This window comes from Streptomyces sp. NBC_00354, assembly GCF_036106915.1.
Lineage (GTDB): Bacteria > Actinomycetota > Actinomycetes > Streptomycetales > Streptomycetaceae > Streptomyces.
In genome coordinates, this window is sequence record NZ_CP107983.1 from 4,761,254 (window position 1) to 4,783,284 (window position 22,031).

Here is a 22,031-nt window from a genome sequence, read left to right on the forward strand (position 1 = left end):
GAACCTAGCCCGGGGCCTGCCCGCTCAAACGTCAGTTCCCTCACGCCACCCTGCGGCCGGAGTACTCCTTGACCTCGGCCATCGGCGGCCGCTCCTCGGTGTCCACGGCGTACGTCCGCGGTACGAACCCGTTCGGCCCGCGCTCGAACTGCGTCAGCTCCGGCCGTACGAGATGCCCGCGCGAGAGCCGCAGCTGCGCCGTGCGGTAGATCGCCGCGGCCATCCGGCCCAGTGCCTGGCCGTCCTGATGGCGGTGGAGCCGTACGCCGACGTCCACCTGGGCCAGCGCGTCCAGCCCGACGGTGTGCAGCGCGTCCACCAGCAGGCCCAGCTCGACGCCGTACCCGACGGGGAAGGGCAAACGTTCCAGCAGGGAGCGGCGCACGGCGTACTCGCCGCCCAGCGGCTGGACGAAGCCGGCCAGCTGCGGCCAGTGGAGATTGAGGAGCGGCCGGGCGACGAGCTCGGTGACCCGGCCCCCCTGACCGGGGGAGCCCCCCAGAGGGCGGTCGTACATCGCCTTGACGAACTGCACGTCCGGCTCAGTCAGCAGCGGGCCGACGATCCCGGACACGAAGGCGGAGGAGAAGTCCCGCAGGTCGGCGTCCACGAAGCAGACGATGTCGCCGGTGGTCACCAGCAGCGAGCGCCACAGCACCTCACCCTTGCCGTGCACGGCCGGGATCCGCGGCAGGATGTCGTCGCGGTGCACCACACGGGCACCCGCCTTCGCGGCCACCTCGGCCGTCCGGTCGGTGGAGCCTGAGTCGACCACCACCAGTTCGTCGACCAGCGGCACCGGCAGCCCGTCGATCAGATCGCGACGGATCACCTCGACGATGGCGCCGACCGTCTCCTCCTCGTCGAGCGCGGGCAGGACGACGCTGACCGTGGTGCCTGCCGCCCGCTTGGCGGAAAGCAGCTGGTCGAGCGGTCGGTCGGCCGCGGACCAGGAGCGGTCCGCAAACCAGCGCTCCACCTCTTCCAGCACGTTCGGCACTCCCTGTTTCCTCATTCGTCCTCGGCGGGTTTCAGCCGAAAAGTGATCCATCTCGCGGTTCGGACGGCTGTCTCAACCACCCGGACCTTCCGTTACAGTCTTGAACAACGCGAAGGACCACCGCATGCCGGGGGTCCCCGCGTACAAACGCCCGGACGCGCCATGGAGTGCGCGACCCGGTGCCATACCGCTCATCCAGAGGGGCAGAGGGACACGGCCCGTTGAAGCCCCGGCAACCCTCCAGTCGGTTCTCGCGCCAGCTTGCAGCAGCGAGGTCCCCGGCTAGGGAAGGTGCCAATTCCGTCTCATGGCGAAGTGCGCCATGGGGAAGATGAGGAGAAAGGGCCTCGCCATCATGGCTGCACAGACTGTTGCCACCTCTGTCGATCTCGGACCTGCCACCGGCCTCTCGTGTCGTGAGTGCGGTACCCGCTTCGAGCTCGGACCCATCTTCGCCTGCGTCGAATGCTTCGGACCTCTGGAAGTCGCCTACGACCTTCCCACCGGGGACCCGGAAGCCCTGCGCGCCGCGATCGAGGCCGGCCCGAACAACATCTGGCGCTACGCCCCGCTGCTGCCCGTCCCCGCGGACGTGGCCTCCAAGCCCAGCCTGAACCCGGGCTTCACCAAGCTCGTGGACGCGGCCAACCTGGCCAAGGAGCTCGGCGTCACCGGCAAGCTGTACGTCAAGGACGACTCCGGCAACCCGACGCACTCCTTCAAGGACCGCGTCGTGGCCATCGCCGTCGAGGCCGCCCGCGCCTTCGGCTTCACCACCCTGTCCTGCTCCTCCACCGGCAACCTGGCCGGCGCCGTCGGCGCCGCGGCCGCCCGGGCCGGCTTCCGCTCCTGCGTGTTCATCCCGCACGACCTCGAGCAGGGCAAGGTCGTCATGGCCGGTGTGTACGGCGGCGACCTGGTCGGCATCGAGGGCAACTACGACGACGTCAACCGTTTCTGCTCCGAGCTCATCGGCGACCCGCTGGGCGAGGGCTGGGGCTTCGTCAACGTCAACCTGCGCCCGTACTACGGCGAGGGTTCCAAGACGCTCGCGTACGAGATCTGCGAGCAGCTCGGCTGGCAGCTGCCCGACCAGATCGTGATCCCGATCGCGTCCGGCTCGCAGCTGACGAAGATCGACAAAGGTCTGCAGGAGCTGATCAAGCTCGGCCTGGTCGAGGACAAGCCGTACAAGATCTTCGGCGCCCAGGCCGAGGGCTGCTCCCCGGTCTCGACCGCGTTCAAGGCCGGCCACGACGTGGTCCGCCCGCAGAAGCCGAACACCATCGCCAAGTCGCTGGCCATCGGCAACCCGGCCGACGGCCCGTACGTCCTGGACATCGCGCGCCGCACCGGCGGCTACGTCGAGGACGTGACCGACGAGCAGGTCGTCGAGGCGATCAAGATCCTCGCGCAGACCGAGGGCATCTTCGCCGAGACCGCGGGCGGCGTGACCGTCGGCGTGACCAAGAAGCTCATCGAGAACGGGCAGCTCGACCCGGCGCTGACCACGGTGGTCCTGAACACCGGTGACGGCCTCAAGACCCTGGAGGCGGTGGCCGCGGACAGCGGACAGACCGCCACCATCCGCCCGAGCCTGGACGCGTTCCGCGCCGCCAACCTCGCCTGATCTCCCCCTGACACCCGGAAAGGCAGTAGCGCCCATGAGCGTCAACGTCCGCATCCCCACCATCCTGCGCACCTACACCGGCGGCCAGGCCGAGGTCACCGCCGAGGGCGCGAACCTCTCCGAGGTCATCGCGTCCCTGGAGGCGAACCACCCGGGCATCTCCGCGCGCGTCCTGGACGACCAGGGCAAGCTGCGCCGCTTCGTGAACGTCTACGTCAACGACGACGACGTGCGTTTCGAGGGCGGCCTGGACGCGGTGACGCCGGACGGCGCGGGCGTCTCGATCATTCCCGCCGTCGCCGGCGGCTGCTGATACGCGAAAGCCCAGAATTGCTCCCTCCGCTAAAAGCGGAGGGGGCAATTCTGCTTGGTTGGGCGCGGTAGGGTTGGGGAAGTCCCCTCCGCTGTTCTTGCCAGCCGCATATGAGCGGGTCGAGCGAGGGTTGACATTGAGTCAATATGCAAGTGCGGTATGGGGCTTTGGCGAGATATGCCGGGTCCGAGTTGCCCGGCAATATGCCAAATTTTCACTCTATTTCAATGTATCCCCGTGTCCAGATTTCTCGTCGGATTGACCTGTTGCAGACAGCAGCGGTGCAGATACATTCAGCCCCGGTCGAGGCGTTCCGGCGCAAGTTCTGACCCGGGACCGCGAAGTGCGGTCCTGCGCAAGGGCCAGTAATAGGGGAGTTAGGCATGGCTCAGGGCACCGTCAAGTGGTTCAACGCGGAGAAGGGCTACGGCTTCATCGCGGTCGACGGTGGTGCGGATGTGTTCGTCCACTACAGCGCCATCCAGATGGACGGGTACCGCACCCTTGAAGAGGGTCAGCGGGTCGAGTTCGAGATCTCGCAGGGCCAGAAGGGTCCGCAGGCGGACATGGTCAAGCTCGCCGTCTAGCCCCGGCGCGATCGACCACCGACGCATACACATGAAGGGCCCGCATCCTTGAGGAGGGATGCGGGCCCTTCGTGCTGCCCCGTGCTGCCCCCCGTGCCGCCCCCGTGCCGCCCCGTGCTGCCCCCGTGCCGCCCCGTGCTGCCCCCGTGCCGCCCCTCGTGCCGGGGCCCGGCGTTCCCTCAAGCCGCTTGCACTCGAGGGGGTCGAGTGCTAATCATTGGCGTTAGCACTCTCGTGCCGAGAGTGCTACTACACAGGACCGGGTCGGTGAGGCCCGCAGGGTCCGGCGGGAAGGAACCGCCGGGCACGCAGGCCGTCCGTCGCGGGCGCGGGCGCGGTCCGGAGCAATCCAACCCTCCCCACGCGCCGGCGGCGCAGGGGGAACCCCAGTCCTGGAGGACCACTTCAGATGGCCAAGATCATTGCGTTCGACGAGGAGGCCCGGCGCGGTCTCGAGCGCGGGATGAACCAGCTCGCCGACGCCGTCAAGGTCACCCTTGGCCCCAAGGGTCGCAACGTCGTCCTTGAGAAGAAGTGGGGCGCCCCCACGATCACCAACGATGGTGTCTCCATCGCCAAGGAGATCGAGCTCGAGGACCCGTACGAGAAGATCGGCGCCGAGCTGGTCAAGGAAGTCGCCAAGAAGACGGACGACGTCGCCGGCGACGGTACGACCACCGCCACCGTTCTCGCCCAGGCGCTCGTCCGCGAGGGCCTGCGCAACGTGGCCGCCGGTGCGAACCCGATGGCCCTCAAGCGCGGCATCGAGAAGGCCGTCGAGGCCGTCTCCGCCGCCCTGCTCGACCAGGCCAAGGACGTGGAGACCAAGGAGCAGATCGCTTCGACCGCCTCCATCTCCGCCGCCGACACCCAGATCGGCGAGCTCATCGCCGAGGCCATGGACAAGGTCGGCAAGGAAGGCGTCATCACGGTCGAGGAGTCGCAGACCTTCGGTCTGGAGCTCGAGCTCACCGAGGGCATGCGCTTCGACAAGGGCTACATCTCGGCGTACTTCGCCACCGACATGGAGCGTATGGAGGCGTCCCTGGACGACCCGTACATCCTGATCGTCAACTCCAAGATCGGCAACGTGAAGGACCTCCTTCCGCTGCTCGAGAAGGTCATGCAGTCCGGCAAGCCGCTGCTGATCATCGCCGAGGACGTCGAGGGCGAGGCCCTGTCGACCCTGGTCGTCAACAAGATCCGCGGCACCTTCAAGTCCGTCGCCGTCAAGGCCCCGGGCTTCGGCGACCGCCGCAAGGCCATGCTCGGCGACATCGCCATCCTCACGGGCGGCACGGTCATCTCCGAGGAGGTCGGCCTCAAGCTCGAGAACGCGGGCCTGGACCTGCTCGGCCGCGCCCGCAAGGTCGTCATCTCCAAGGACGAGACCACGATCGTCGACGGCTCCGGTGACAGCGACCAGGTTCAGGGTCGCGTCAACCAGATCCGCGCCGAGATCGAGAACTCCGACTCGGACTACGACCGCGAGAAGCTCCAGGAGCGCCTCGCGAAGCTGGCCGGCGGCGTGGCCGTCATCAAGGCCGGCGCCGCGACCGAGGTGGAGCTCAAGGAGCGCAAGCACCGCATCGAGGACGCCGTCCGCAACGCGAAGGCTGCCGTCGAGGAGGGCATCGTCGCCGGTGGTGGCGTGGCCCTGCTCCAGGCCTCCGCGGTCTTCGAGAAGCTCGACCTGTCGGGTGACGAGGCGACCGGCGCCAACGCCGTGAAGCTCGCCCTGGAGGCCCCGCTCAAGCAGATCGCCGTCAACGGTGGTCTCGAGGGTGGCGTCGTCGTGGAGAAGGTCCGCAACCTGACCGTCGGCTGGGGCCTGAACGCCGCGACCGGCGAGTACGTGGACATGATCGCCGAGGGCATCATCGACCCGGCGAAGGTCACGCGCTCTGCCCTGCAGAACGCCGCGTCCATCGCCGCGCTGTTCCTGACGACCGAGGCCGTCATCGCCGACAAGCCCGAGAAGGCCGGTGCCCCCGCGGGCGGCGGCATGCCGGGTGGTGACATGGACTTCTGATCGACCTCTGGTTGATCGGCTGTTCTTCGACCGAGGGCGGCACTCCCCGTACAGGGGGGTGCCGCCCTCGGGCGTTCCCGGACGGTTTCAGAAGCCGGTGGTGTCGATCGCGAAGTCGAACGGCTCCGGGACGTGCAGGGGCTTGCCGAAGGACACCGTCGTACGGGAGCGGTATCCGTGCGGGGAGGGGTCCCAGAAGCAGGTGATCTCCGAGTCCTGCATGTCGACGACCAGGTAGACGGGCACGAGCCGGCCGTACACGTCGAGCTTCTCGTTCCAGTCCGCGTCCCTGGTGGAGACGGACGTGAACTCTCCGACCAGCGACAGCGCCGCTCCGTCCGCGTGCAGCCCCTCCTCTTCGAAGGCCGCCTCATCCGCGACGTACAGGTCGGGTCCGTAGCCGCGCTCCGCTGCCGGGAACCGGAAGAGGAAGGGTGACGTGTCTGCGAAGTGTCCCTTGGGGACATGGGCCTGGAGCTGCTCGCGCAGCAAACGCATGCGACGCGAGTAGCGCAGCTTGGAGAACGGCGACACGATGATCTTCCCCCGGATGAGCTCGGCCTTGAAGCCGTCTGGCGTGTTCATCTCCGCAACCGTGCGCAGGAGCGTCTCGAATGTCGGCGGTGCCGCCTGCTCTATCGGTGTGGCCCGTTCAATCATGATCGTCACCGTTGTCCTCCGCGTGGCGTGCCGTGCACTGGGCGTGAGCCCCGTTCCAGGCTAGCGGCGCGCGGGTGGCCGCGCCCGGGTGGCGAGACGGATCACCACCCAACAGGGCGGTTTGGTTGACTGGGGGGATGAGCGAGCTGTTCGTGAAGATCTGCGGGTTGAAGACCGCGAACGACGTAGACGTGGCCGTGGCCGCCGGGGCCGATGCCGTCGGGTTCGTCTTCGCCGCCGGGAGTCCCCGCACGATCGACGCCGCCGCGGCGCGGGAGCTCGCGGCGCGGGTGCCGGCCGGGATGCTGACCGTCGGGGTCTTCCGCGGGCAGCCGGTCGAGGAGGTCCGGCGGCTGACCGAGGAGAGCGGCGTACGGGGAGTCCAGCTCCACGGGGACGAGGGCCCGGAGTACTACGAGGCGCTGCGCGCTGAGGGGCGGATCCTGCTGCGGGCCACCGCCGAGCACGTGAAGCGCTGCGGGGAGTACGGGGAGGACCTGCTGCTGCTCGACGCGCCCGACCCCGGCTCCGGCAAGCCGTGGAACTGGGGCTCCGAGGAGTTCACCGCCCCCGGGGGCCACTGGCTGCTGGCCGGCGGACTGACCCCGGGGAACGTCCGGGAGGCCGTGGAGACCACCGGCGCCTGGGGCGTGGACGTGTCCAGCGGGGTGGAGCGGGAGCGCGGGGTGAAGTCCCCCGACCTGATCCGTGCCTTCATCGAGGCCGCCCGGGGCTGACCGGGCACCCAGGGCACCAGGACGCGTCCGGGCGATCAGCTGACCGCCCCGTGGCCGGTTGCCCCTCGCCCACGCCGCACAGGTTAAAGATCAAGTTAGGGCCTGTCCTTCCTGTGGTCGGAGCTCTGGTCGGCTTTCTCCGGGAACGGCTCCCATGGTCAGATCCCGCCCCTGTCGCGTAAGGTTCCCCTGGCAGTATCACCTATTACCATTCAAGGGGGCGGGCGGCGATGCCGGAGACCAGGCTCGGTGAGCTCGTGCGGATGTGGATCGACGGCTGGGTCGTCTCCCGCGGCAGCTCGGACCCGATCGACGAGCCGTGGGGGTGGACGATCGACGTCGGGCAGCCCAAGCACGTGGCCCGGCACGTGCTGCCGGAGCCCACCGAGGCCGACGTACGCAAGATCGTCGCCGCTACGAGCGCGCCCGGGACGTGGCTGAAGCTGTTCGCCGAGGAGCAGGCGGTCCTGCCCTGGGTCGGGCCGGGCTGGCGGTGCGACAGCCCGGGTTTTCTGATGACTTGTCATCTTGCGCCGGAGAGCCCTGATTTGCCGGCCGGTTACACGCGCACCAGCTGGACCCGGGGCGGCGTCAGCCGAGTGCTGGTCCGCACGCGCGACGGGCACTTCGCCGCCCGCGGACAGATCGCCCGTGCCGGCACCCATGTCGTGGTCGACCAGGTCGAGACCGCCGCCGAGCACCGGCGCAAGGGCCTCGGCGGCCTGGTGATGCGCACGCTGCAGAGCACCGCGTACGAGGCCGGTGCAAGGACGGGTCTCCTCGTCGGCACGCCCGAGGGCCGGGCGCTCTACTCCTCGCTCGGCTGGACCACGCGCTCCCCGATGACGAGCCTCTGGTACGAGCCGACGGACGCCGCCCGGTGAGCTGAACAAGGCAGTGACCGGCCGGACCAGGCTAGGCGGCCCCGGCCGAGGCGGTGCCGTCCTCCTCGACGGTCTCGACGCCCGGCAGCGCCTGCAGGGCCGCGACCTGGCCGGGGTTGAGCCGGGCGGCGAAGCCGTGCAGGGCGGTGCGGTACACGTGGACCGGGGTGACGCCGACCAGCCGCGCCACGTCGGCCGGGTCGAGGTCCCTCCGTACGGTGACGATGTACGAGGGGTGGTCGACGGGCGCCGTGTACGGCGCGGGCTCGCGCACGGTGGCGCCGGCCGCCGACACGGGCAGGGCGGAGAACACGGCCAGTACGGCGACGGCTGCGGGCAGGGCCCGGCTCGGACGGGTGCGCATGGGGCGACGCCATCACGTACAACGGCGCAGGTCAACGACGTCCGCCGGGGTGGCGGGGGCACCAGGGGCGCACCGGCCGTGTGCTCCCTAGTGTGGGGGCGGGCCATACGGGTGATCTTGCTGGTGGCCCGTCGGCCGTGCGGGCCGGGACCGCGTGCGGCACGGGCTTGACGCCGCAGGGGATAGCCCTTTCTGCAGCTTGTGCGACAGCACGTGTTGACGCGGGCGCCGGAGGATCGGCCGGGCGGGGGGCGGCGGTTCAGGACGCGCCGGGGTGGCACCGATGGAACGGAAGGCCGCCCCCGCAGAGGCACTCGTCCTCGTCGGGGCGGCTCATTCATGCCGGCCTTCCGTCCCGCCCCCTTCAGGGAGTTCCTTCCATGCGCCTGCTCGCACGCCTGGCGGCCGCCGCCCTCCTCACCGTGCCCCCGGTCGCGGCCGGCACGGCCGCCGCCGATACCCCGGAGCCGACCCCGGTACCGCTGCACACCTCCGCGAACGCCGTGCCCGGCAAGTACATCGTGACGCTGGAGAAGGGGGTGGACGCGGCGAAGGCCGCGACGAAGCTCGGCCTGAAGCCGTCCTTCGTCTACACCTCGGCGCTGAACGGCTTCGCGGTCCCGCTGACGCCGCTCCAGCTTCAGATCGTCCGGGTCAGCCTCGGGGTGAAGTCGGTCGAGGAGGACGCCGCGGTGCAGTCCGTACCGACGCCGACCAGCACGCCCGGCATGCGGGCGCCGTCGAACTCGTGGGGCCAGGACCGGATCGACCAGAAGCAACTGCCGCTCGATGACAGCTTCACCACCGAGGGCAACGGCGCCGGGGTGACCGCGTACATCCTCGACACCGGCATCGACTACGGGCACTCCGAGTTCGGCGGCCGCGCGAAGGCCGGCTACGACGCCATCGGCGACGGCCGCAACGGCCTGGACTGCCAGGGCCACGGCACGCACGTGGCGGGCACGGTGGCCGGGGCGACGTACGGGGTCGCGCGCAAGGCGAACCTGGTCAGCGTCCGCGTCCTCGGCTGTGACGGCAAGGGCACCTGGTCGGGGATCATCGCGGGGATGGACTGGGTGGCCAAGAACGCCAAGCAGCCGGCCGTGCTGAACGGGTCCCTGGGAGGGGACAGGTCGACGGCGGTCAACGACGCGGCGACCGCGCTCTCCGACGCGGGCGTGCTGCCGGTCATCGCGGCGGGCAACTCGGCGATCGACGCGTGCACGGTCTCGCCCGCGTCGGCCGCGCGCGTGGTCACGGTGGCGGCGAGCAACCAGTGGGACGAGGAGACCGCCTTCTCCAACATCGGTACGTGCGTCACCCTCTACGCCCCCGGCCAGGCCATCGTCTCCGCGAAGCTCGGCGGTGGCAGCGTGGCCCTCGACGGGACGTCGATGGCCGCACCGCACGTCGCCGGTGTCGCCGCCCTCTACAAGCAGGCGCACCCGACCGCCGCCCCGGCGGAGATCGCCGAGTTCCTGGACGACGAGTCCACCAAGGACGTCCTGACCAGCGTCAGCAAGGGCACGCCCAACCAGCTGCTGAACACCGGCGGCCTCTGACGCTCAGAGGTTCCGACCCGCTCGGCCCCGGCCCGTTCGCGGATAGGCTGCGGGCCGAGGGGGATCATGGACACGCCATCGCCGCTCCTGAAGCGGCTCCGGGACCACGTACGGCTCGCCGCGGCCTGCGCGTTCAGCGCCGTCGCAGTGCTGTACGCCGTCCTGTGCCTGAAGTTGACCGCGGACATGTCCCACATCGTGTGCAGCGTGGGATATACCGCCGGCTGTCCGCGCGGGCTGGGCCCGCTGGCGCTGTGGGCGCTGGTCGCCGGGCTCGCCGCGGGCGGCCTGTGGTGGTCGGCCGTGAAGGGCCGCGGGTACCGCTCCGCCGTCGGCTGGCTCTTGGCCGTCGCCGTCGCGCTCGGCGCCCTGTGGCCCGGCTGGCTCGGCTTCTCGTGGCTGCGCGGCCCGCACATGGACCTGTTCTCGTACCAGGTCCCGGACGGCCCGGGGGCGGACAAGCCGATCGGCTCCTGGGCGGGGAGCCCGGCGTCGGGGGTCGTGGTCCGGGCCCGCGCGGACGGCGTGACCGGCTACGACGGGGAGGGCCGTCACGGCTGGAGCTTCCGCGCCCCGGCCGGCGGCGCGGTGTGCGCGATGAGCGGGGACACCCCCTCCGGCACCGGCCTGCTCACCCTGACCACCGCGGAGAGCACCTGCGGCAACCGCCTGGTGGCGGTGGACGTCACGTCCGGCGAGCAGCGCTGGACCAAGGACATCCCGAAGCTCGTGGGCAAGCCGTCCGCGGGCGGCTCCCTGGCCGTGACCGCGACCGCGGACGCCGTACTCGCCCACGACCTGGGCACCGGTGCCGAGCTGTGGCGTTCCCCGCTGCCCGCGGGCGCCGTCGCCATGGAGGTCGCCGCCGGCCCCGACCGGGTCCTGCTCCTGGCCCGGACCGACCAGGGTGTCGAGCTGTTCGCGCTCGGCGCCCGCACCGGTGCCGTCGCCTGGCGGTTCGCGATGCCGGTCGGGTACGAGCCCCCGCGCATCGTGTCGGCCTCCCCGGCCGCCGCCGTCGGTGACGGACGCCTGCTGGTGTTCGACGACGCGGGCCGCCCGAACGCCGAGTCGCAGGCGCCGTACGTCCCGACCACGGGCGAGACGGAGTGGCTGGTCGCGGGCGACGTGCTGTACGCGTCGGTCCCGAAACGGGAGGAGCGGGAGGTCCTGGCGGCGTTCTCCCTGAAGGACGGCCGCCACCTGTGGACCCGCGCCTTCGAGAACGACTGGCGGATCCGCACCCTGGCCGCCGACCGGACCGGCCGGATCGCCGTGGTCACGGAGGGCGGGTACATCCACCTCTGGCACCTCGACCCGGGCAGCGGGAAGCCGCTCGGCGAGTCGACGGTCCTGCGACGCCTCCGGCTGGGCGAGTCGTTCGCCCTCTACGGCAGGACGTTCGTCAACCTCGACGACAACGGCCGCCTCCCGCCGATCTTCGACGTGACCCCGGCGATCGGCTGGTGAGTCAGGCCGCGTAGTCCTTCAGGGCCTCGGTCCTGAGCGTGATGCCGACCGGGTCCGGGATCTTGACCGTTTCGCCGTACGGGAAGGAGGGGCTCTCGCGGTACGAGCCACCGCTGGGATCGCTGTGGACGGCCACCGTGCAGCTCTGCCGGTCGATGAGCAGGTAGACCGGGATGTCGACCGCCGCGTACCCGTCGCGCTTCTCCCAGCGGTCATGCCGGTCGGTGTCCGCATCGTGGGAGGTCACCTCCACGACCATCAGGGCGCCTGTGGGGTCGGCCCACTCCCCCTGGCCGGCGAAGTGCGCGACGGGTGCGAGAACGCCGTCGGGGCGGGCACGTCCGGCGCGGTAATGCTCGACTACCAGACCCTGCTCGGGGTGTAGGTCGAGTTCGGGCCGCTGCTGCATGCACTGGCGGAGCAGCCACATGAAGATGGCTCCGTGGTCACCGTCGGGTACTGGCTTGACCTCTAGCTTTCCCGCAATGAATTCGAGCGTCACGGTTTCGGGTGCGCCGCGCTCAAGTGCTTCGAAGTCATCGAGGGTCATCTGGGGACGCCGGGTGGAGCGAGCGGACATGGGATCGCCTCCCCGACTCCATGGTGCCCTGCACGCCCGGCGAAGGACCCTGTGAAGCGCCATGTGTGACTCCGTTCAGCTACGGCTCGGCATGCGCTAGAGGCATATGCCGAGCCGTGTCCGTCCGGGCACAGATGGTTAGCCCAATGGTGTGACCCGCGAGTTCGACGGGTCAGAGGCTGGCGACGAACGCCGTCCAGGCCGGGCCGTTGAAGGCGAGGTGCGGGCCGTCCGGGACTTTGGAGTCCCGGACGGGGACGAGGTCGGGAAGGCCGTCGGCGACTTCGAGGCAGCTGCCGCCGCTGCCGTCGCTGTGGGTGGACTTCCGCCAAGTGGCCATCTCCAGACAATCGCCGCCGTCGCCGCCGCTGTAGCTGGACTTGTGCCAGACGGCTGCCGACAGGTCGTATTCAGGCGTGCTGGTCATCTTCGTATTCCTCCGCCACCGACTCGATCAAGGCCAGGGACTTGCGCGGTGACAGCGCGTTGGCCGTGAGGAGATCGTAGGTCAGGGTGTGGTGGGTGACCGTGGCCGGATCGTCGAACAGCTGCCCCGTGCCCATGCCTTGGACGTAGGCGAGTGGAGGCGCGTCCTCGAAGGACATCAACTTGAGGGAGCCCAAGAGGCCTGCGTGCAGACCGGCGCTGAACGGCAGCACCTGCACGATGATGCGGTGTGACTGGATCAGGCTCGCGATGTGTCGCAGGGCCTCCGCCAGGACAGCCTTGCTGTCGCCCGCCCGGCGCAGAACGGCCTCGTCAAGCACGCACCAAAACAGGGGGGTTGTTGGATCCTGAGCAGGGCGGCCCTGGCCAGTCGGTTCGTGACCAGCTCGTCGATGGTCTCTTCCGTCGCCGTCGGCTGGTACGCGCGGAAGACCTCGCGTGCGTACGCCTCCGTCTGCAACAGACCCGGGATGATGAGTGGCGCGTACTCGCGGATGGCCTTCGCCAGAGCCTCGGCTTCCGCCGCCGCCGCGAAGTGGTCCGGGTACTTGGACTTGGCCGCCGCGCCGCAGTTGCGGACGAAGAAGCCGTCCGTGCCGAGGATCTCGTCGATCTGCCGGGCGAATTCGATGTGCATGCGTCGCGTACCGGCTTCGAGCTGGCCGATGAACGAGCCGCTGACGAAGAGGGGTTCGCCCAACTCGGCCTGGCTGAGGCCCGCGCGTTCGCGGGCCACGCGGAGTTCGGCGCCGAGCAGCGCGCGGGGTGAGGAGGACGGGTCGAGGTTCTTACCTGCCATGACAACTCTCCTGGCAACACGTGCCGTTGTTGCGGTGTCCGTATGGAAAGGCTAGCGAGCCCGCCGCCACTCTGTGTGTCGAAGCTGAACACTCAGAGTAGAAAGGTGACATGTCATGGTGCTCTCTCCGCAGGAGCGGATGCAGGCGGCCGAGGAGGCCGTCCGGCAGTTGAAGGAGTCCCTGGCCGGGGTGGGGGTGCTGTTCCCCTCGCTGGACGTGGAGCGGGTCTCGGCCGCCGGTACGTACGGCCTGCCGCTGGTCGACCTCGGCCGCTGCAACCTCGACACCGCGCTCCGGCTGGCCGCCGTGCTCCACGAGCGGGCCAACCCGTGATCGGGGACGCCGCCGCCGAATGGGGCTTCGAACTCGGCTGGAAGCTGCGGGGACTGGAACACGCCCTCCTCGGCGGCGGATGGAAGCGCCCGGGCACGGGGCTTTCCGTACGCGTGCGGTGCGAGCAGGGCGACGGGGTGTGGACGGCCGTCGGGGACGACGGGCAGCGGCGGGAGAGCCGTACGGCCGGTACGGAGGCCGAGGCGACCGCGCTGGTCCGGGAGGCGTTCGGGGTGAAGAGGGGGCAGCCGCAGCAGCCTGCGCCGGGCGTGCAGCGGTTCACGCTGATCCACTGGCCGGTGGGGGAGGGCGCGCGGTTCGCAGATGCCCGCTACGACGGGCTGAAGGCGCGGCCGCCGCAGGGCTGCACGGTCGAGGAGATCGGCGGTCGCTTCGGGCTGCGGTGCGAGCGGCCGGGGCCGCGGCTGCTGGACGCGGTCGCGGACCTGTGCGGGGAGATCCGGACCGGGCACGGGCTGCTCATGACCGACCTCGGGATCGAGAAGCTGTGGGAGTGGTCGGCGGACGGCACGGACGGCTGGGGCGCGGAGATCGTGGGCCAGCTGCTCCTGATGGCCGCCGAGCGGGCGCCGCGGCTCGGCTACTCGGTGGAGGATCTCGTCCGCTTCCTGAGCGCGGCGGCTGGGGCGGAACCCGCCCCGTACGTGGCATGAGCGGGCCGCCGTCGGAGCCGAGCTGTAGGATGGCATATAAATCGACCAGATCTATATGCCTGGAGGACTCAATGTCGCGCACCATGGTGGACCTGGATGATGCACTTCTCGCTGAGGCCGCAGAAATACTGGGGACGACCACGAAACGGGCGACGATCAACGGAGCACTGGCGGAATTCGTGGCCGCAGCCCGGCGACGGCGCTTCGTGGAGCTGATGGATGAAGGCGTCTTCGATGATCTGCGCGACCCGGAAGTGATGCGGGGGGCATGGCGGTGACGATGTACCTGGTCGACAAGAGTGCGTGGGCTCGGATGCATGTGCCAGCCGTCCGGGACAGGCTGATGCCGCTCTTGGAGCGTGGTGTGCTCGCGACGTGCGCAGTTGTCGACCTGGAGATCCTCTACAGCGCGCGCAATGCGGAGGACCACGCGCGCGGTCGCTCCGTCCGGCGAGGCTTCGCCTGGCTACCCCTCACCGATGAGGTGGGGGAGCGGGCCATCGAAGTGCAGGGGCTGCTGGCGCAGAGCGGTGATCACCGGCGTGCCTCACTGGCAGACCTGCTGATCGCCGCCACGGCTGAGCGCCACGGGGCGGTGGTCCTCCACTACGACGCGGACTATGACGGGATCGCAAAGGTTACGGGACAGTCGGTGGAGTGGGTCGTGGAACAGGGCTCGGTGCCATAGCCGCGACTCGGCGCGCCTGGGACCGCATCCCGTCAGTCGGTGCGGAGGCGGGCGTGGAGGTGTTCGTCGTGCCAGCCGTCCGCGTGGAGGAGGGCGCCGCGCATGGTGCCCTCCAGGGGGAAGCCGGCCTTCTCCGCGATGCGGCAGGAGCCCGGGTTGGCCACCGAGTGGGTGATGCGCAGGCGGTGCAGCCCGAGCTCCTCGAAGGCCCAGCGGCTGACCCGGGCCGTGGCTTCGGCCATGACACCGCCGCCGCGGCCCGCGGGCAGCAGCCAGTACAGGAACTCGCCGCTCCCGCCCGCCAGGTCGAGGTCGGCCAGGCCGATCAGGCCGACGGGCAGGCCGCCCAGAGCCGGGGCCACCGCCCAGATCGCGGCCTCCTCGGCGTGCCAGCGTTCCTGCCAGCGCTCGATCCGGGCCACGGCCTCGGCCGGAGACAGCATCGGCGGGCGGTTCCAGTGGCGGATCTCCGGGTCGTGGCAGGACTCGACCAGCGCGGGGGCGTCGTACGGGGTCCACGGGCGCAGGTGGAGCGTGCCCGGGAGGTCGAGCACCGGCTGGGGGAGGGCTGCCATCCGGCCCGGCGGGACCACCGGGGCGAGGGTCACGCCGCGTCCCGGAAGTGGGCCAGCAGGGCCTCGGCGTCGGCGGTGCTGCCCGAGATGGTGTCGAAGCCCGTGCCGGGCGGGACGGCCTGCCCCCACAGCCAGGTGTGGTGACAGCTGAAGCAGAAGATCAGCTCGAACAGGGGCTCGTCCACGGCGTCGTACGCCCGCAGGCCCCAGCCCGGCGCGAAGCAGATGCGCGGCTCACCCGGCGCCATCGACGAGATCAGCGCGAGCGAGTCCGCGGCCTCTCGGCCCGTCCAGCGGGAGACGACCGGGCCGGTCATGGGGTCGCCGTAGCGCTCGGGGCGCGCGGAGAGGCGTACGACCTCGACGACAGCGGTGGCGGCAACGGCTTCGGCGGGGAGCTGCATTCGCGCAGTCTCCCCGGCCGACCTCTATTTACGCCATAGCGGGCTCCGTGGCCGGTGGGGCGGTGGCCGGAATTGGCGCCTGGTCGGCGTTGAGCTCGATCAGCATCGGCCGCGTGAATCCGAAGAAATACGTGGCGGCGAAGCCCACCAGGTAACCGACCAGCAGGCCGCCCGCGTAGATCGCGAGGTTCAGGCCCATCCCCGACGGGCCCTCCAGCAGCGGGAACAGCGCCCACCCCGACGGGCCGATGGCCGTCGCGCCGAACGCGACTCCCAGCTGGTTGCAGAGGCCGACGAACGCCCCGCCCGCCGCGCCGCCCACGCAGGCGGTGACGAAGGGGCGGCCCAGCGGGAGCGAGACCCCGTAGATCAGCGGTTCGCCGACGCCCAGGAAGCCCGCCGGGAGCGCGGACCTGATGGTCGTGCGCAGCGACCGGTTGCGCGGCAGCCGGCAGTAGACCGCGAGCGCGGCGCCGACCTGGCCCGCGCCCGCCATGGCGAGGATCGGCAGGAGGGCGGTGTTGCCGGTCTGCTCGATGAGGGTGGTGTGGATCGGGATCAGGGCCTGGTGCAGGCCCAGCATCACGAGCGGCAGGAACAGGCCGCCCAGGACCAGCCCGGCGAAGGCACCGCCGGTCGCGAGCAGCCAGGTGGCGAAGGAGCCGATGGCGGTGGAGACTTCGCCGGCGAGGAACATCAGGCCGAAAATCGTCACCAGCCCGGAGACCAGGACGGTGACGGTGGGGGTGACCAGCGCGTCCACCGACTCGGGGACCCACCTGCGGCACAGCTTCTCCACCCGGACGGCGAGGAACGCGGCCGCCAGGGCCCCGAGTACGCCGCCCTGGCCGGGGGACAGGTGCTGGCCGAAAGCATCGATCTTCGCGACGCCCGGGAAGACGATGATCGCGGCGACGGCGCCGCCGAGGATCGGGGTGCCGCCGAACTCCTTGGCCGTGTTGTAGCCGACGAACACCGCGATCAGCGACATGAACCCCGAGGCGATGGCGGCGAGCGCCGGGACGACGGCGGGCAGCCAACCGGTGTTCAGCAGCACGCCGTTCAGGCCGGCGATGATGCCGCAGCCGATGAGCGCCGGGATCAGCGGGACGAAGATGTTCGCGATCCGGCGCAGGAACAGCTTCACCGGGGTGCTGTTCCGGGCCTTCTGCGCCTGCTTCAACGCGGCGCCCCGGGCGGCGAGTTCCTCGGCGGTGACCGCCGAGGCCGCCGAGGCCGCCGAGGCCGGCGTGACGGCCGTACGCGGCGGGTGCCCGGCCGAGCGGCCCTGCTCGACCAGCGCCTCGAACTCCGGGGTCACCCGGGCGACGGTCCCGGGCCCCAGCACGATTTGGTACGTGTCGTCGTCCTCGACGACGCCCAGCACCGCGGGCAGCGCCCTGAGGGCCGCGTCGTCGACCAGCGAGCGGTCGTGCAGCGCGATGCGCAGGCGGGTCATGCAGTGCGCGATCGAGCTGATGTTGGCCGGGCCGCCGACCAGGGGGAGGATCGCTGCGGCCGTGGCGCGGTTCTTGTCAGTGGACATGTGGTGATCGCCTTGCGTCGGGGGAACGGGGCAGTCAGCAGGTCAGCAGGTCAGCACGTCAGCACGTCAGCGGGTCGGTGGCATCACTCGGTGGCGGCCGCCGTACGGGCGAGGGCCTCGCGGAGGTGGCCGTCCGAGGCGGTGAGCAGCCCGGCCGCGGTCGGGCCGTCCACGCCCGCGAGGAGCACGAGTGCGGCCTGCTTGACCTCGCCGCCGGTGGCGTCGAGCGCGGCCTCGATCTCCCCGTCCGGCGCGCCGGTGGCCAGCGCCAGGATCCGCCGGGAGCGGGCGCGCAGCTTCTCGTTGGAGGCGCGCAGGTCGACCATCAGGTTCCCGTACGTCTTCCCCAGCCGGATCATCGTGATGGTCGAGACGAGGTTCAGGACGAGCTTCTGCGCGGTACCGGCCTTCAGCCGGGTGGACCCGGTCAGCAGCTCGGGCCCGACGACGACCTCGATGCCGTGCTCGGCGGCCGCGGCGAGCGCCGAGCCGGCGTTGCAGGACAGGCCGACGGTGAGCGCGCCGCGCGTGCGGGCGAAGGCGACGGCGCCGATCGCGTACGGGGTGCGGCCGGAGGCGGAGATGCCGATGACGGTGTCGTCGGCGGTCAGCTCCAGGGCGGCCAGGTCCGCGGCGGCCGCTTCGGCGGAGTCCTCGGCGCCTTCGACGGCTTCGACCAGGGCGGAGGGGCCGCCCGCGATCAGGCCGACGACCTGGGCCGGGTCGGTGTTGAAGGTGGGCGGGCACTCGCTGGCGTCCAGGACGCCGATGCGGCCGGCGGTGCCGGCGCCCGCGTAGACCAGCCGCCCGCCCCGGGCCATCCGCAGAGCGATCGCGTCGATCGCGGCGGCGATGTGCGGCAGCTGCGTGGCGACGGCGGCCGCGACGCCGGCGTCCTCGGCGTTCATGGTGCGGGCGATCTCGAGGGTGGACAGCCGGTCGATCTCGGCCAGTTCGGGCCGGAAGGCCTCGGTGGTCAGCGTGTCGAGCTGGGCGCGCAGTGCGGCGTACGACGCGGTCATGGGCGGGGGCTCCTGGCGGTTCGGCGGGGGGCGAGTGCCTCGTACGAGGCGGCGAGCGCGGGCGCGGCGGTCTCGTACGTCTGCTGTGCGACGGCGACGAACAGGCAGTCGACGACGAGGAGCTGGCTGGTCCGGCTGGACATGGCGGCCGGGCGCAGCCGGGTCTCGCGGGCGGCGGAGGTGGCCAGCACGAGGTCGGCGTAGTGGGCGACGGGGGCGTTCGGGCGGCTGGTGAGCGCGATGGTGGTGGCGCCGCGCTCGAAGGCCGTGCGGAGGGGGTCGATCACGTCGCCCGTGGCGCCGGAGTGGGTGATCGCGACGGCCGCGTCTCCGGGGCGCAGCTGCACGGCGCCCGTGACGGCCAGGTGGGGGTCGCTGTGGGCGTGGGCGACGAGGCCGATGCGCAGCAGCTTCTGGGCCAGGTCCTGGCCGACGAGGGCGGAGGCGCCGACGCCGTAGATGTCGATGCGGCGGGCGGTCGCGAGCGCGGTGACGGCGGCGGCGAGCGCGGCGAGGTCGAGTCCGGCGGCGGTGTCGGCGAGGGTCTGCGCCTCCTCGTGGGCCAGTTTGGCGACGACGTCGGCGATCGGGTCGTCGACGGCTATGTCGGCCGTGACGGCGGGGGCCGCGCCGGACTCCTGCTGCGCGGCGAGCGCGGCGAGGGCGAGGCGCAGGTCGCGGTAGCCGGGGTAGCCGAGGAGGCGGGCGGTGCGGACGACGGTGGCCTCGCTGGTGCCGGTGCGCGCGGCGAGCGCGCTGACGGTGAGGCGGGAGCAGCCGGCGGGGTCGGCGGCGACGGTCTCGGCGACGGCCTGCACGGAGCGGGTCATGGAGGGGCCGAGACTGCGGACGCGGGCCCGCAGCGGCACGCCGGAGCCGGTGCCCTCGGTCCCCCCGTCCCCCTCGCTGAAAGTTACTTTCGGGTCGTCGCTCATTTCTGAAATCTATTTTCGGCCGGGGTGGGGGTCAAGGCGCCATTCGGCACCGGCGAAGAAGGGTCTTCGCCACTTGGCCCGTACGGGTTCACAATGGGCGCATGGACCACGCGACCCCCCTGGAACAGGCGCTGCACGTCGCCCGTGCACTTGTTCTCGCCGATCTCGCCGCGGGCGAGGTCGCCGAGGCCGATGTCGTCTCCCTCGTCGAGGACTCGGTCACGCACCGCCGGTGGTGGGTGGAGCAGTGGCCGGAGGGGGTCGACTACCTTCCCGGACTCGTCGCCCAGGACGTGCAGGACGCGCTGCTGGAGAAGTACGGGCGCTGGCCGCTGTGCCCGGTCTGCTCGCACGGCGATCCGCACGCGCTGGACGTGGAGCCGGAGTTGGGACCCGACCCGCACTGGGTGTGCGCCAAGGCAGGAGTGAAGGTCGCCGCGGTCGGCGGCCTCGCGCCCGTCTTCGGCGCCGGCCGGTGAGCCGCCGGTGACGCTCTACATCGACCCGCCGACGTGGCCGGGCCATGGCCGCATGTGGTCGCACCTGGTCAGCGACGTCTCGTACGAGGAGCTGCACGCGTTCGCGGCGTCGATCGGCTGCCCGCCGAGGGCCTTCGAGCGCGACCACTACGACGTGCCGTCGCACCGCTACGCGGATGCGGTGGGGGCGGGCGCGGTGGAGGTGGGCAGCAAGGAACTGGTCCGCCGCCTGACGTCCGCGGGCCTGCGCCGCCCGAAGGGCCGGCCGGCGTAGCGGAGCCCGGCCGGGCCGGCGTCGGCCGGGGTCAGTTCGCGGCGGGTTGTCCGGCTGCGGCCGGTGCGGCCGGTGCGGCCGGTGCGGTCGCAGCCGACGAGGCGATCACCCGGGTCGGGGCGGGTGGGGTGCGGTGGTGGAGGCGGAGGGCGATCGCGGTCAGGGCCATCGCCGTCACGGTCATGGCGGCGCCTGCCCAGGCGGTGGCGGCGAAGCCGTAGTCGGCGTCGATCACGGTGCCGCCGAGCCAGGGGCCGCCCGTGTTGCCCAGGTTGAACGCCGCCGTCGTGGTGGCCCCGGCCAGCGTCGGGGCCGCGCCCGCGACGTTGAACATGCGGGCGTTGAGCGCCGGCGCCGTGAAGAACGCCGAGACGCCGAGCAGGAACGACAGCCCCACCGCCGATACCCCGGCCGACGCCAGCAGGGCCAGCGCGACGAGGAAGACCGTGGACGCGGCGATGCCCCACAGCATCACCCCGAACAGGTGCGCATCCGCGACCCGCCCGCCGATCGTCGTGCCGACGAGCGCGCCGACCCCGAACAGCGCCAGCACCCACGGCACCCGGCCGGCATCCAGCCCGGCGACCTCCGTCAGCAGCGGCGACAGGTAGCTGAACGCGCAGAAGACCCCGCCCGCGGCCAGGGCCGTGACGCCGATGGACAGCCACACCTGCCGGTCGCGGTAGATGCGCAGCTCCCGCGCCAGGGTGGGCCGTACGGCGGGCAGCGGGATGTCCGGGATCAGCGCCAGGATGCCGACGAGGGCGACCGCCGAGGCCGCGCCGACCGACCAGAACGCGGAACGCCAGCCCAGGTGCTCCCCGAGGAAGGCGCCGGCGGGGACGCCGAGGACGTTGGCGATGGACAGGCCGCCGATCATGACGGCCATGGCGCGGGCCCGCTGGTCCTTCTCCACCATCGCGATGGCGACGGCCGCGCCCACCGCCCAGAAACCGGCGCAGGCGAGCGCGGCGAGGATGCGGGAGGCGAAGAGGAGCTCGTACGAGGGTGCCAGCGCACCCGCCACCTGCCCGAGGCCGAAGAGGCTGATGAGCGCGATGAGGGTGGTGCGGCGCGGGAGCCGCAGCGTGGCCACCGCCAGCAGCGGCGCCCCGACGACCATGCCGATCGCGAAGGCCGATATCAGCAGGCCCGCCTGCGGGATGGTGACGTCCATGTCCTCCGCAATGGGCGGCAGCAGCCCGGAGAGCATGAACTCGCTGGTCCCGAGCGCGAAGACGGCCAGGCCGAGTACGTAGACGGCGACGGGCATGCGGGAGGTGGCGGGGGCGGTGGCGGGGGCTGGGGGCACGTTCCGTACGAACCTGCGCGCCGCGGATCTCATTCCCCGGCGCTCAGGACGGCGAGCTCGGCGGCCAGGTTGCGGCGGGCCGGGGCCTCCCACTGCGCGCTGCCGTGCGGGGTGCGGAAGAGGCGGGGCAGTGCGAGCAGCTGGCGCAGTACGGCGGCCCGGCCGGCGCGGAAGGCGTCCTCGGGGACGAACCCGTACTCCGCGCGGACGGCGGCGACGTACGCGGCGTACGCGTCCGGGCCGCCGGCCAGGACGGCCAGGTCCGCATCGCAGAGCGCCTCGCCGTTGGTGTCGCCGGGGGCGGGGTCGTGGGTGACGGTGAGCCGGACCAGGCGGGCCACCTCGGCGGTGCGGGCGGCGTCGATGCCGAGCTCGGGCAGGGCGCGCTCGGCGAGGGCGGCGCTGCGCTCCTCGTTCTCGGAGCGGTCGGGGCGGTAGACGGCGTCGTGGAACCAGGCGGCGAGCTCGACGGCGGCGGGGTCGGCGGCGTGCGGGGCGAGTACGTCGATCCGTGCGAGTACGTCGGCCAGGTGCGCGGTGGTGTGGTACCGGCGCTGCGGCTCCGCCCAGGCGGCCAGGAGCCGGTCGGCGTAGGGGGCGGGGTCCCGGTCGGGGGCGGCGCCTGCGGCGGTGGTGGTGGCGTGCCAGCGGTCGCGGAGGTCGGAGGTCATGGGCACATTGTGGGGGTGGCGTGTTTGTGCTGGTGATGCGCGGGCGCGGGCC

26 protein-coding genes, 1 pseudogene and 1 riboswitch are annotated in these 22,031 nt (G+C 71.4%); of the genes and pseudogenes, 14 read left to right on the top strand and 13 right to left on the bottom strand.

The features are described from left to right. Window positions 1-40 precede the first annotated feature (40 nt). On the bottom strand, window positions 41-991 hold the full coding sequence (locus OHT74_RS21780) for a glucosyl-3-phosphoglycerate synthase (protein ID WP_266672925.1): 951 nt from the start codon (window positions 989-991) through the stop codon (window positions 41-43). Between the two features lie 197 nt (window positions 992-1,188). Beyond that, window positions 1,189-1,338: riboswitch (SAM riboswitch) on the top strand. Between the two features lie 17 nt (window positions 1,339-1,355). Between OHT74_RS21780 and thrC the strand changes: the two genes are divergently transcribed. From thrC to groL, 4 genes are all read left to right on the top strand, one after another. Continuing rightward, complete coding sequence (gene thrC, locus OHT74_RS21785) at window positions 1,356-2,630, top strand: threonine synthase (RefSeq protein ID WP_266666028.1); 1,275 nt, start codon at window positions 1,356-1,358, stop codon at window positions 2,628-2,630. A 34-nt stretch (window positions 2,631-2,664) separates the two neighbouring features. Further along, window positions 2,665-2,943: a MoaD/ThiS family protein gene (locus OHT74_RS21790; protein WP_266666029.1), complete on the top strand. Its 279-nt coding sequence runs from the start codon at window positions 2,665-2,667 to the stop codon at window positions 2,941-2,943. A 383-nt stretch (window positions 2,944-3,326) separates the two neighbouring features. Continuing rightward, complete coding sequence (locus OHT74_RS21795; protein ID WP_005315736.1) at window positions 3,327-3,530, top strand: cold-shock protein; 204 nt, start codon at window positions 3,327-3,329, stop codon at window positions 3,528-3,530. A 409-nt stretch (window positions 3,531-3,939) separates the two neighbouring features. Continuing rightward, window positions 3,940-5,562 (top strand): chaperonin GroEL, encoded by a 1,623-nt coding sequence (gene groL, locus OHT74_RS21800; protein ID WP_266666030.1) that lies wholly within the window; start codon window positions 3,940-3,942, stop codon window positions 5,560-5,562. 87 nt (window positions 5,563-5,649) lie between these two features. On the opposite strand, the gene OHT74_RS21805 is transcribed toward groL, so the two are convergent. Further along, entirely contained in the window at window positions 5,650-6,147 is a 498-nt protein-coding gene (locus OHT74_RS21805; protein ID WP_266666031.1) for a Uma2 family endonuclease, read from the bottom strand. 212 nt (window positions 6,148-6,359) lie between these two features. On the opposite strand from OHT74_RS21805, the gene OHT74_RS21810 reads away from it, so the two are divergent. After that, window positions 6,360-6,959, top strand: coding sequence for a phosphoribosylanthranilate isomerase (locus OHT74_RS21810; RefSeq protein WP_328621110.1), 600 nt, complete (start codon window positions 6,360-6,362; stop codon window positions 6,957-6,959). Between the two features lie 230 nt (window positions 6,960-7,189). Then, window positions 7,190-7,843 carry a GNAT family N-acetyltransferase gene (locus OHT74_RS21815; RefSeq protein ID WP_328621111.1) on the top strand — a complete coding sequence of 218 codons (654 nt, stop codon included), beginning with the start codon at window positions 7,190-7,192 and terminating at the stop codon, window positions 7,841-7,843. A 31-nt stretch (window positions 7,844-7,874) separates the two neighbouring features. Here OHT74_RS21815 and OHT74_RS21820 read toward each other — a convergent pair whose 3' ends face one another. After that, window positions 7,875-8,207: a protease inhibitor I9 family protein gene (locus OHT74_RS21820; protein WP_328621112.1), complete on the bottom strand. Its 333-nt coding sequence runs from the start codon at window positions 8,205-8,207 to the stop codon at window positions 7,875-7,877. A 380-nt stretch (window positions 8,208-8,587) separates the two neighbouring features. On the opposite strand from OHT74_RS21820, the gene OHT74_RS21825 reads away from it, so the two are divergent. Further along, the gene (locus OHT74_RS21825) at window positions 8,588-9,769 is read left to right on the top strand and encodes a S8 family peptidase (RefSeq protein ID WP_328621113.1); all 1,182 of its coding nucleotides are present in this window, start codon (window positions 8,588-8,590) and stop codon (window positions 9,767-9,769) included. Between the two features lie 66 nt (window positions 9,770-9,835). After that, window positions 9,836-11,239: an outer membrane protein assembly factor BamB family protein gene (locus OHT74_RS21830; RefSeq protein WP_328621114.1), complete on the top strand. Its 1,404-nt coding sequence runs from the start codon at window positions 9,836-9,838 to the stop codon at window positions 11,237-11,239. 1 nt (window position 11,240) lies between these two features. Here the strand turns inward: OHT74_RS21830 and OHT74_RS21835 are convergent, their stop codons facing one another. The 3 genes and pseudogenes from OHT74_RS21835 to OHT74_RS21845 form a co-directional block, all read right to left on the bottom strand. Further along, entirely contained in the window at window positions 11,241-11,819 is a 579-nt protein-coding gene (locus tag OHT74_RS21835) for a Uma2 family endonuclease (protein WP_328621115.1), read from the bottom strand. A gap of 172 nt (window positions 11,820-11,991) precedes the next feature. Further along, window positions 11,992-12,246, bottom strand: a complete 255-nt coding sequence (locus OHT74_RS21840) for a DUF397 domain-containing protein (RefSeq protein WP_328621116.1) — start codon at window positions 12,244-12,246, stop codon at window positions 11,992-11,994. Then, window positions 12,230-13,065 (bottom strand): annotated as a pseudogene (locus OHT74_RS21845) (helix-turn-helix domain-containing protein). Before OHT74_RS21845 ends, OHT74_RS21840 begins: the two are co-directional and overlap by 17 nt. 115 nt (window positions 13,066-13,180) lie before the next feature. Here OHT74_RS21845 and OHT74_RS21850 point away from each other — a divergent pair. The 4 genes from OHT74_RS21850 to OHT74_RS21865 all read left to right on the top strand — a co-directional run bounded on the left by OHT74_RS21850 (window position 13,181) and on the right by OHT74_RS21865 (window position 14,761). Beyond that, window positions 13,181-13,399: a hypothetical protein gene (locus OHT74_RS21850; RefSeq protein ID WP_030156956.1), complete on the top strand. Its 219-nt coding sequence runs from the start codon at window positions 13,181-13,183 to the stop codon at window positions 13,397-13,399. Further along, window positions 13,396-14,073 (top strand): hypothetical protein, encoded by a 678-nt coding sequence (locus tag OHT74_RS21855; protein WP_328621117.1) that lies wholly within the window; start codon window positions 13,396-13,398, stop codon window positions 14,071-14,073. The genes OHT74_RS21850 and OHT74_RS21855 overlap by 4 nt, the downstream gene beginning before the upstream one ends. A gap of 71 nt (window positions 14,074-14,144) precedes the next feature. Next, window positions 14,145-14,351 carry a type II toxin-antitoxin system VapB family antitoxin gene (locus OHT74_RS21860; protein ID WP_266666042.1) on the top strand — a complete coding sequence of 69 codons (207 nt, stop codon included), beginning with the start codon at window positions 14,145-14,147 and terminating at the stop codon, window positions 14,349-14,351. Continuing rightward, window positions 14,342-14,761 carry a PIN domain nuclease gene (locus OHT74_RS21865; protein WP_266666043.1) on the top strand — a complete coding sequence of 140 codons (420 nt, stop codon included), beginning with the start codon at window positions 14,342-14,344 and terminating at the stop codon, window positions 14,759-14,761. Before OHT74_RS21860 ends, OHT74_RS21865 begins: the two co-directional genes overlap by 10 nt. 32 nt (window positions 14,762-14,793) lie before the next feature. Here OHT74_RS21865 and OHT74_RS21870 read toward each other — a convergent pair whose 3' ends face one another. The 5 genes from OHT74_RS21870 to OHT74_RS21890 all read right to left on the bottom strand — a co-directional run bounded on the left by OHT74_RS21870 (window position 14,794) and on the right by OHT74_RS21890 (window position 19,243). Further along, a complete protein-coding gene (locus tag OHT74_RS21870) occupies window positions 14,794-15,336 on the bottom strand; it encodes a GNAT family N-acetyltransferase (RefSeq protein WP_328623364.1) in 543 nt (180 codons plus the stop codon). Between the two features lie 29 nt (window positions 15,337-15,365). Beyond that, window positions 15,366-15,740, bottom strand: coding sequence for a hypothetical protein (locus tag OHT74_RS21875; RefSeq protein ID WP_266666044.1), 375 nt, complete (start codon window positions 15,738-15,740; stop codon window positions 15,366-15,368). 28 nt (window positions 15,741-15,768) lie between these two features. Next, window positions 15,769-17,286, bottom strand: a complete 1,518-nt coding sequence (locus tag OHT74_RS21880; RefSeq protein WP_328621118.1) for a PTS transporter subunit EIIC — start codon at window positions 17,284-17,286, stop codon at window positions 15,769-15,771. Window positions 17,287-17,369: 83 nt separating this feature from the next. Further along, entirely contained in the window at window positions 17,370-18,308 is a 939-nt protein-coding gene (gene murQ / locus OHT74_RS21885; RefSeq protein ID WP_328621119.1) for an N-acetylmuramic acid 6-phosphate etherase, read from the bottom strand. Next, window positions 18,305-19,243, bottom strand: a complete 939-nt coding sequence (locus OHT74_RS21890; protein ID WP_328621120.1) for a MurR/RpiR family transcriptional regulator — start codon at window positions 19,241-19,243, stop codon at window positions 18,305-18,307. Before OHT74_RS21890 ends, murQ begins: the two co-directional genes overlap by 4 nt. 101 nt (window positions 19,244-19,344) lie before the next feature. On the opposite strand from OHT74_RS21890, the gene OHT74_RS21895 reads away from it, so the two are divergent. Next, entirely contained in the window at window positions 19,345-19,722 is a 378-nt protein-coding gene (locus tag OHT74_RS21895; protein WP_266666048.1) for a hypothetical protein, read from the top strand. Between the two features lie 7 nt (window positions 19,723-19,729). Beyond that, window positions 19,730-19,996 carry a DUF4031 domain-containing protein gene (locus tag OHT74_RS21900; protein ID WP_266666049.1) on the top strand — a complete coding sequence of 89 codons (267 nt, stop codon included), beginning with the start codon at window positions 19,730-19,732 and terminating at the stop codon, window positions 19,994-19,996. A gap of 31 nt (window positions 19,997-20,027) precedes the next feature. On the opposite strand, the gene OHT74_RS21905 is transcribed toward OHT74_RS21900, so the two are convergent. Continuing rightward, entirely contained in the window at window positions 20,028-21,269 is a 1,242-nt protein-coding gene (locus OHT74_RS21905; RefSeq protein ID WP_328623365.1) for a Cmx/CmrA family chloramphenicol efflux MFS transporter, read from the bottom strand. 68 nt (window positions 21,270-21,337) lie between these two features. Then, on the bottom strand, window positions 21,338-21,979 hold the full coding sequence (locus tag OHT74_RS21910; protein ID WP_328621121.1) for an HD domain-containing protein: 642 nt from the start codon (window positions 21,977-21,979) through the stop codon (window positions 21,338-21,340). Window positions 21,980-22,031 lie beyond the last annotated feature (52 nt).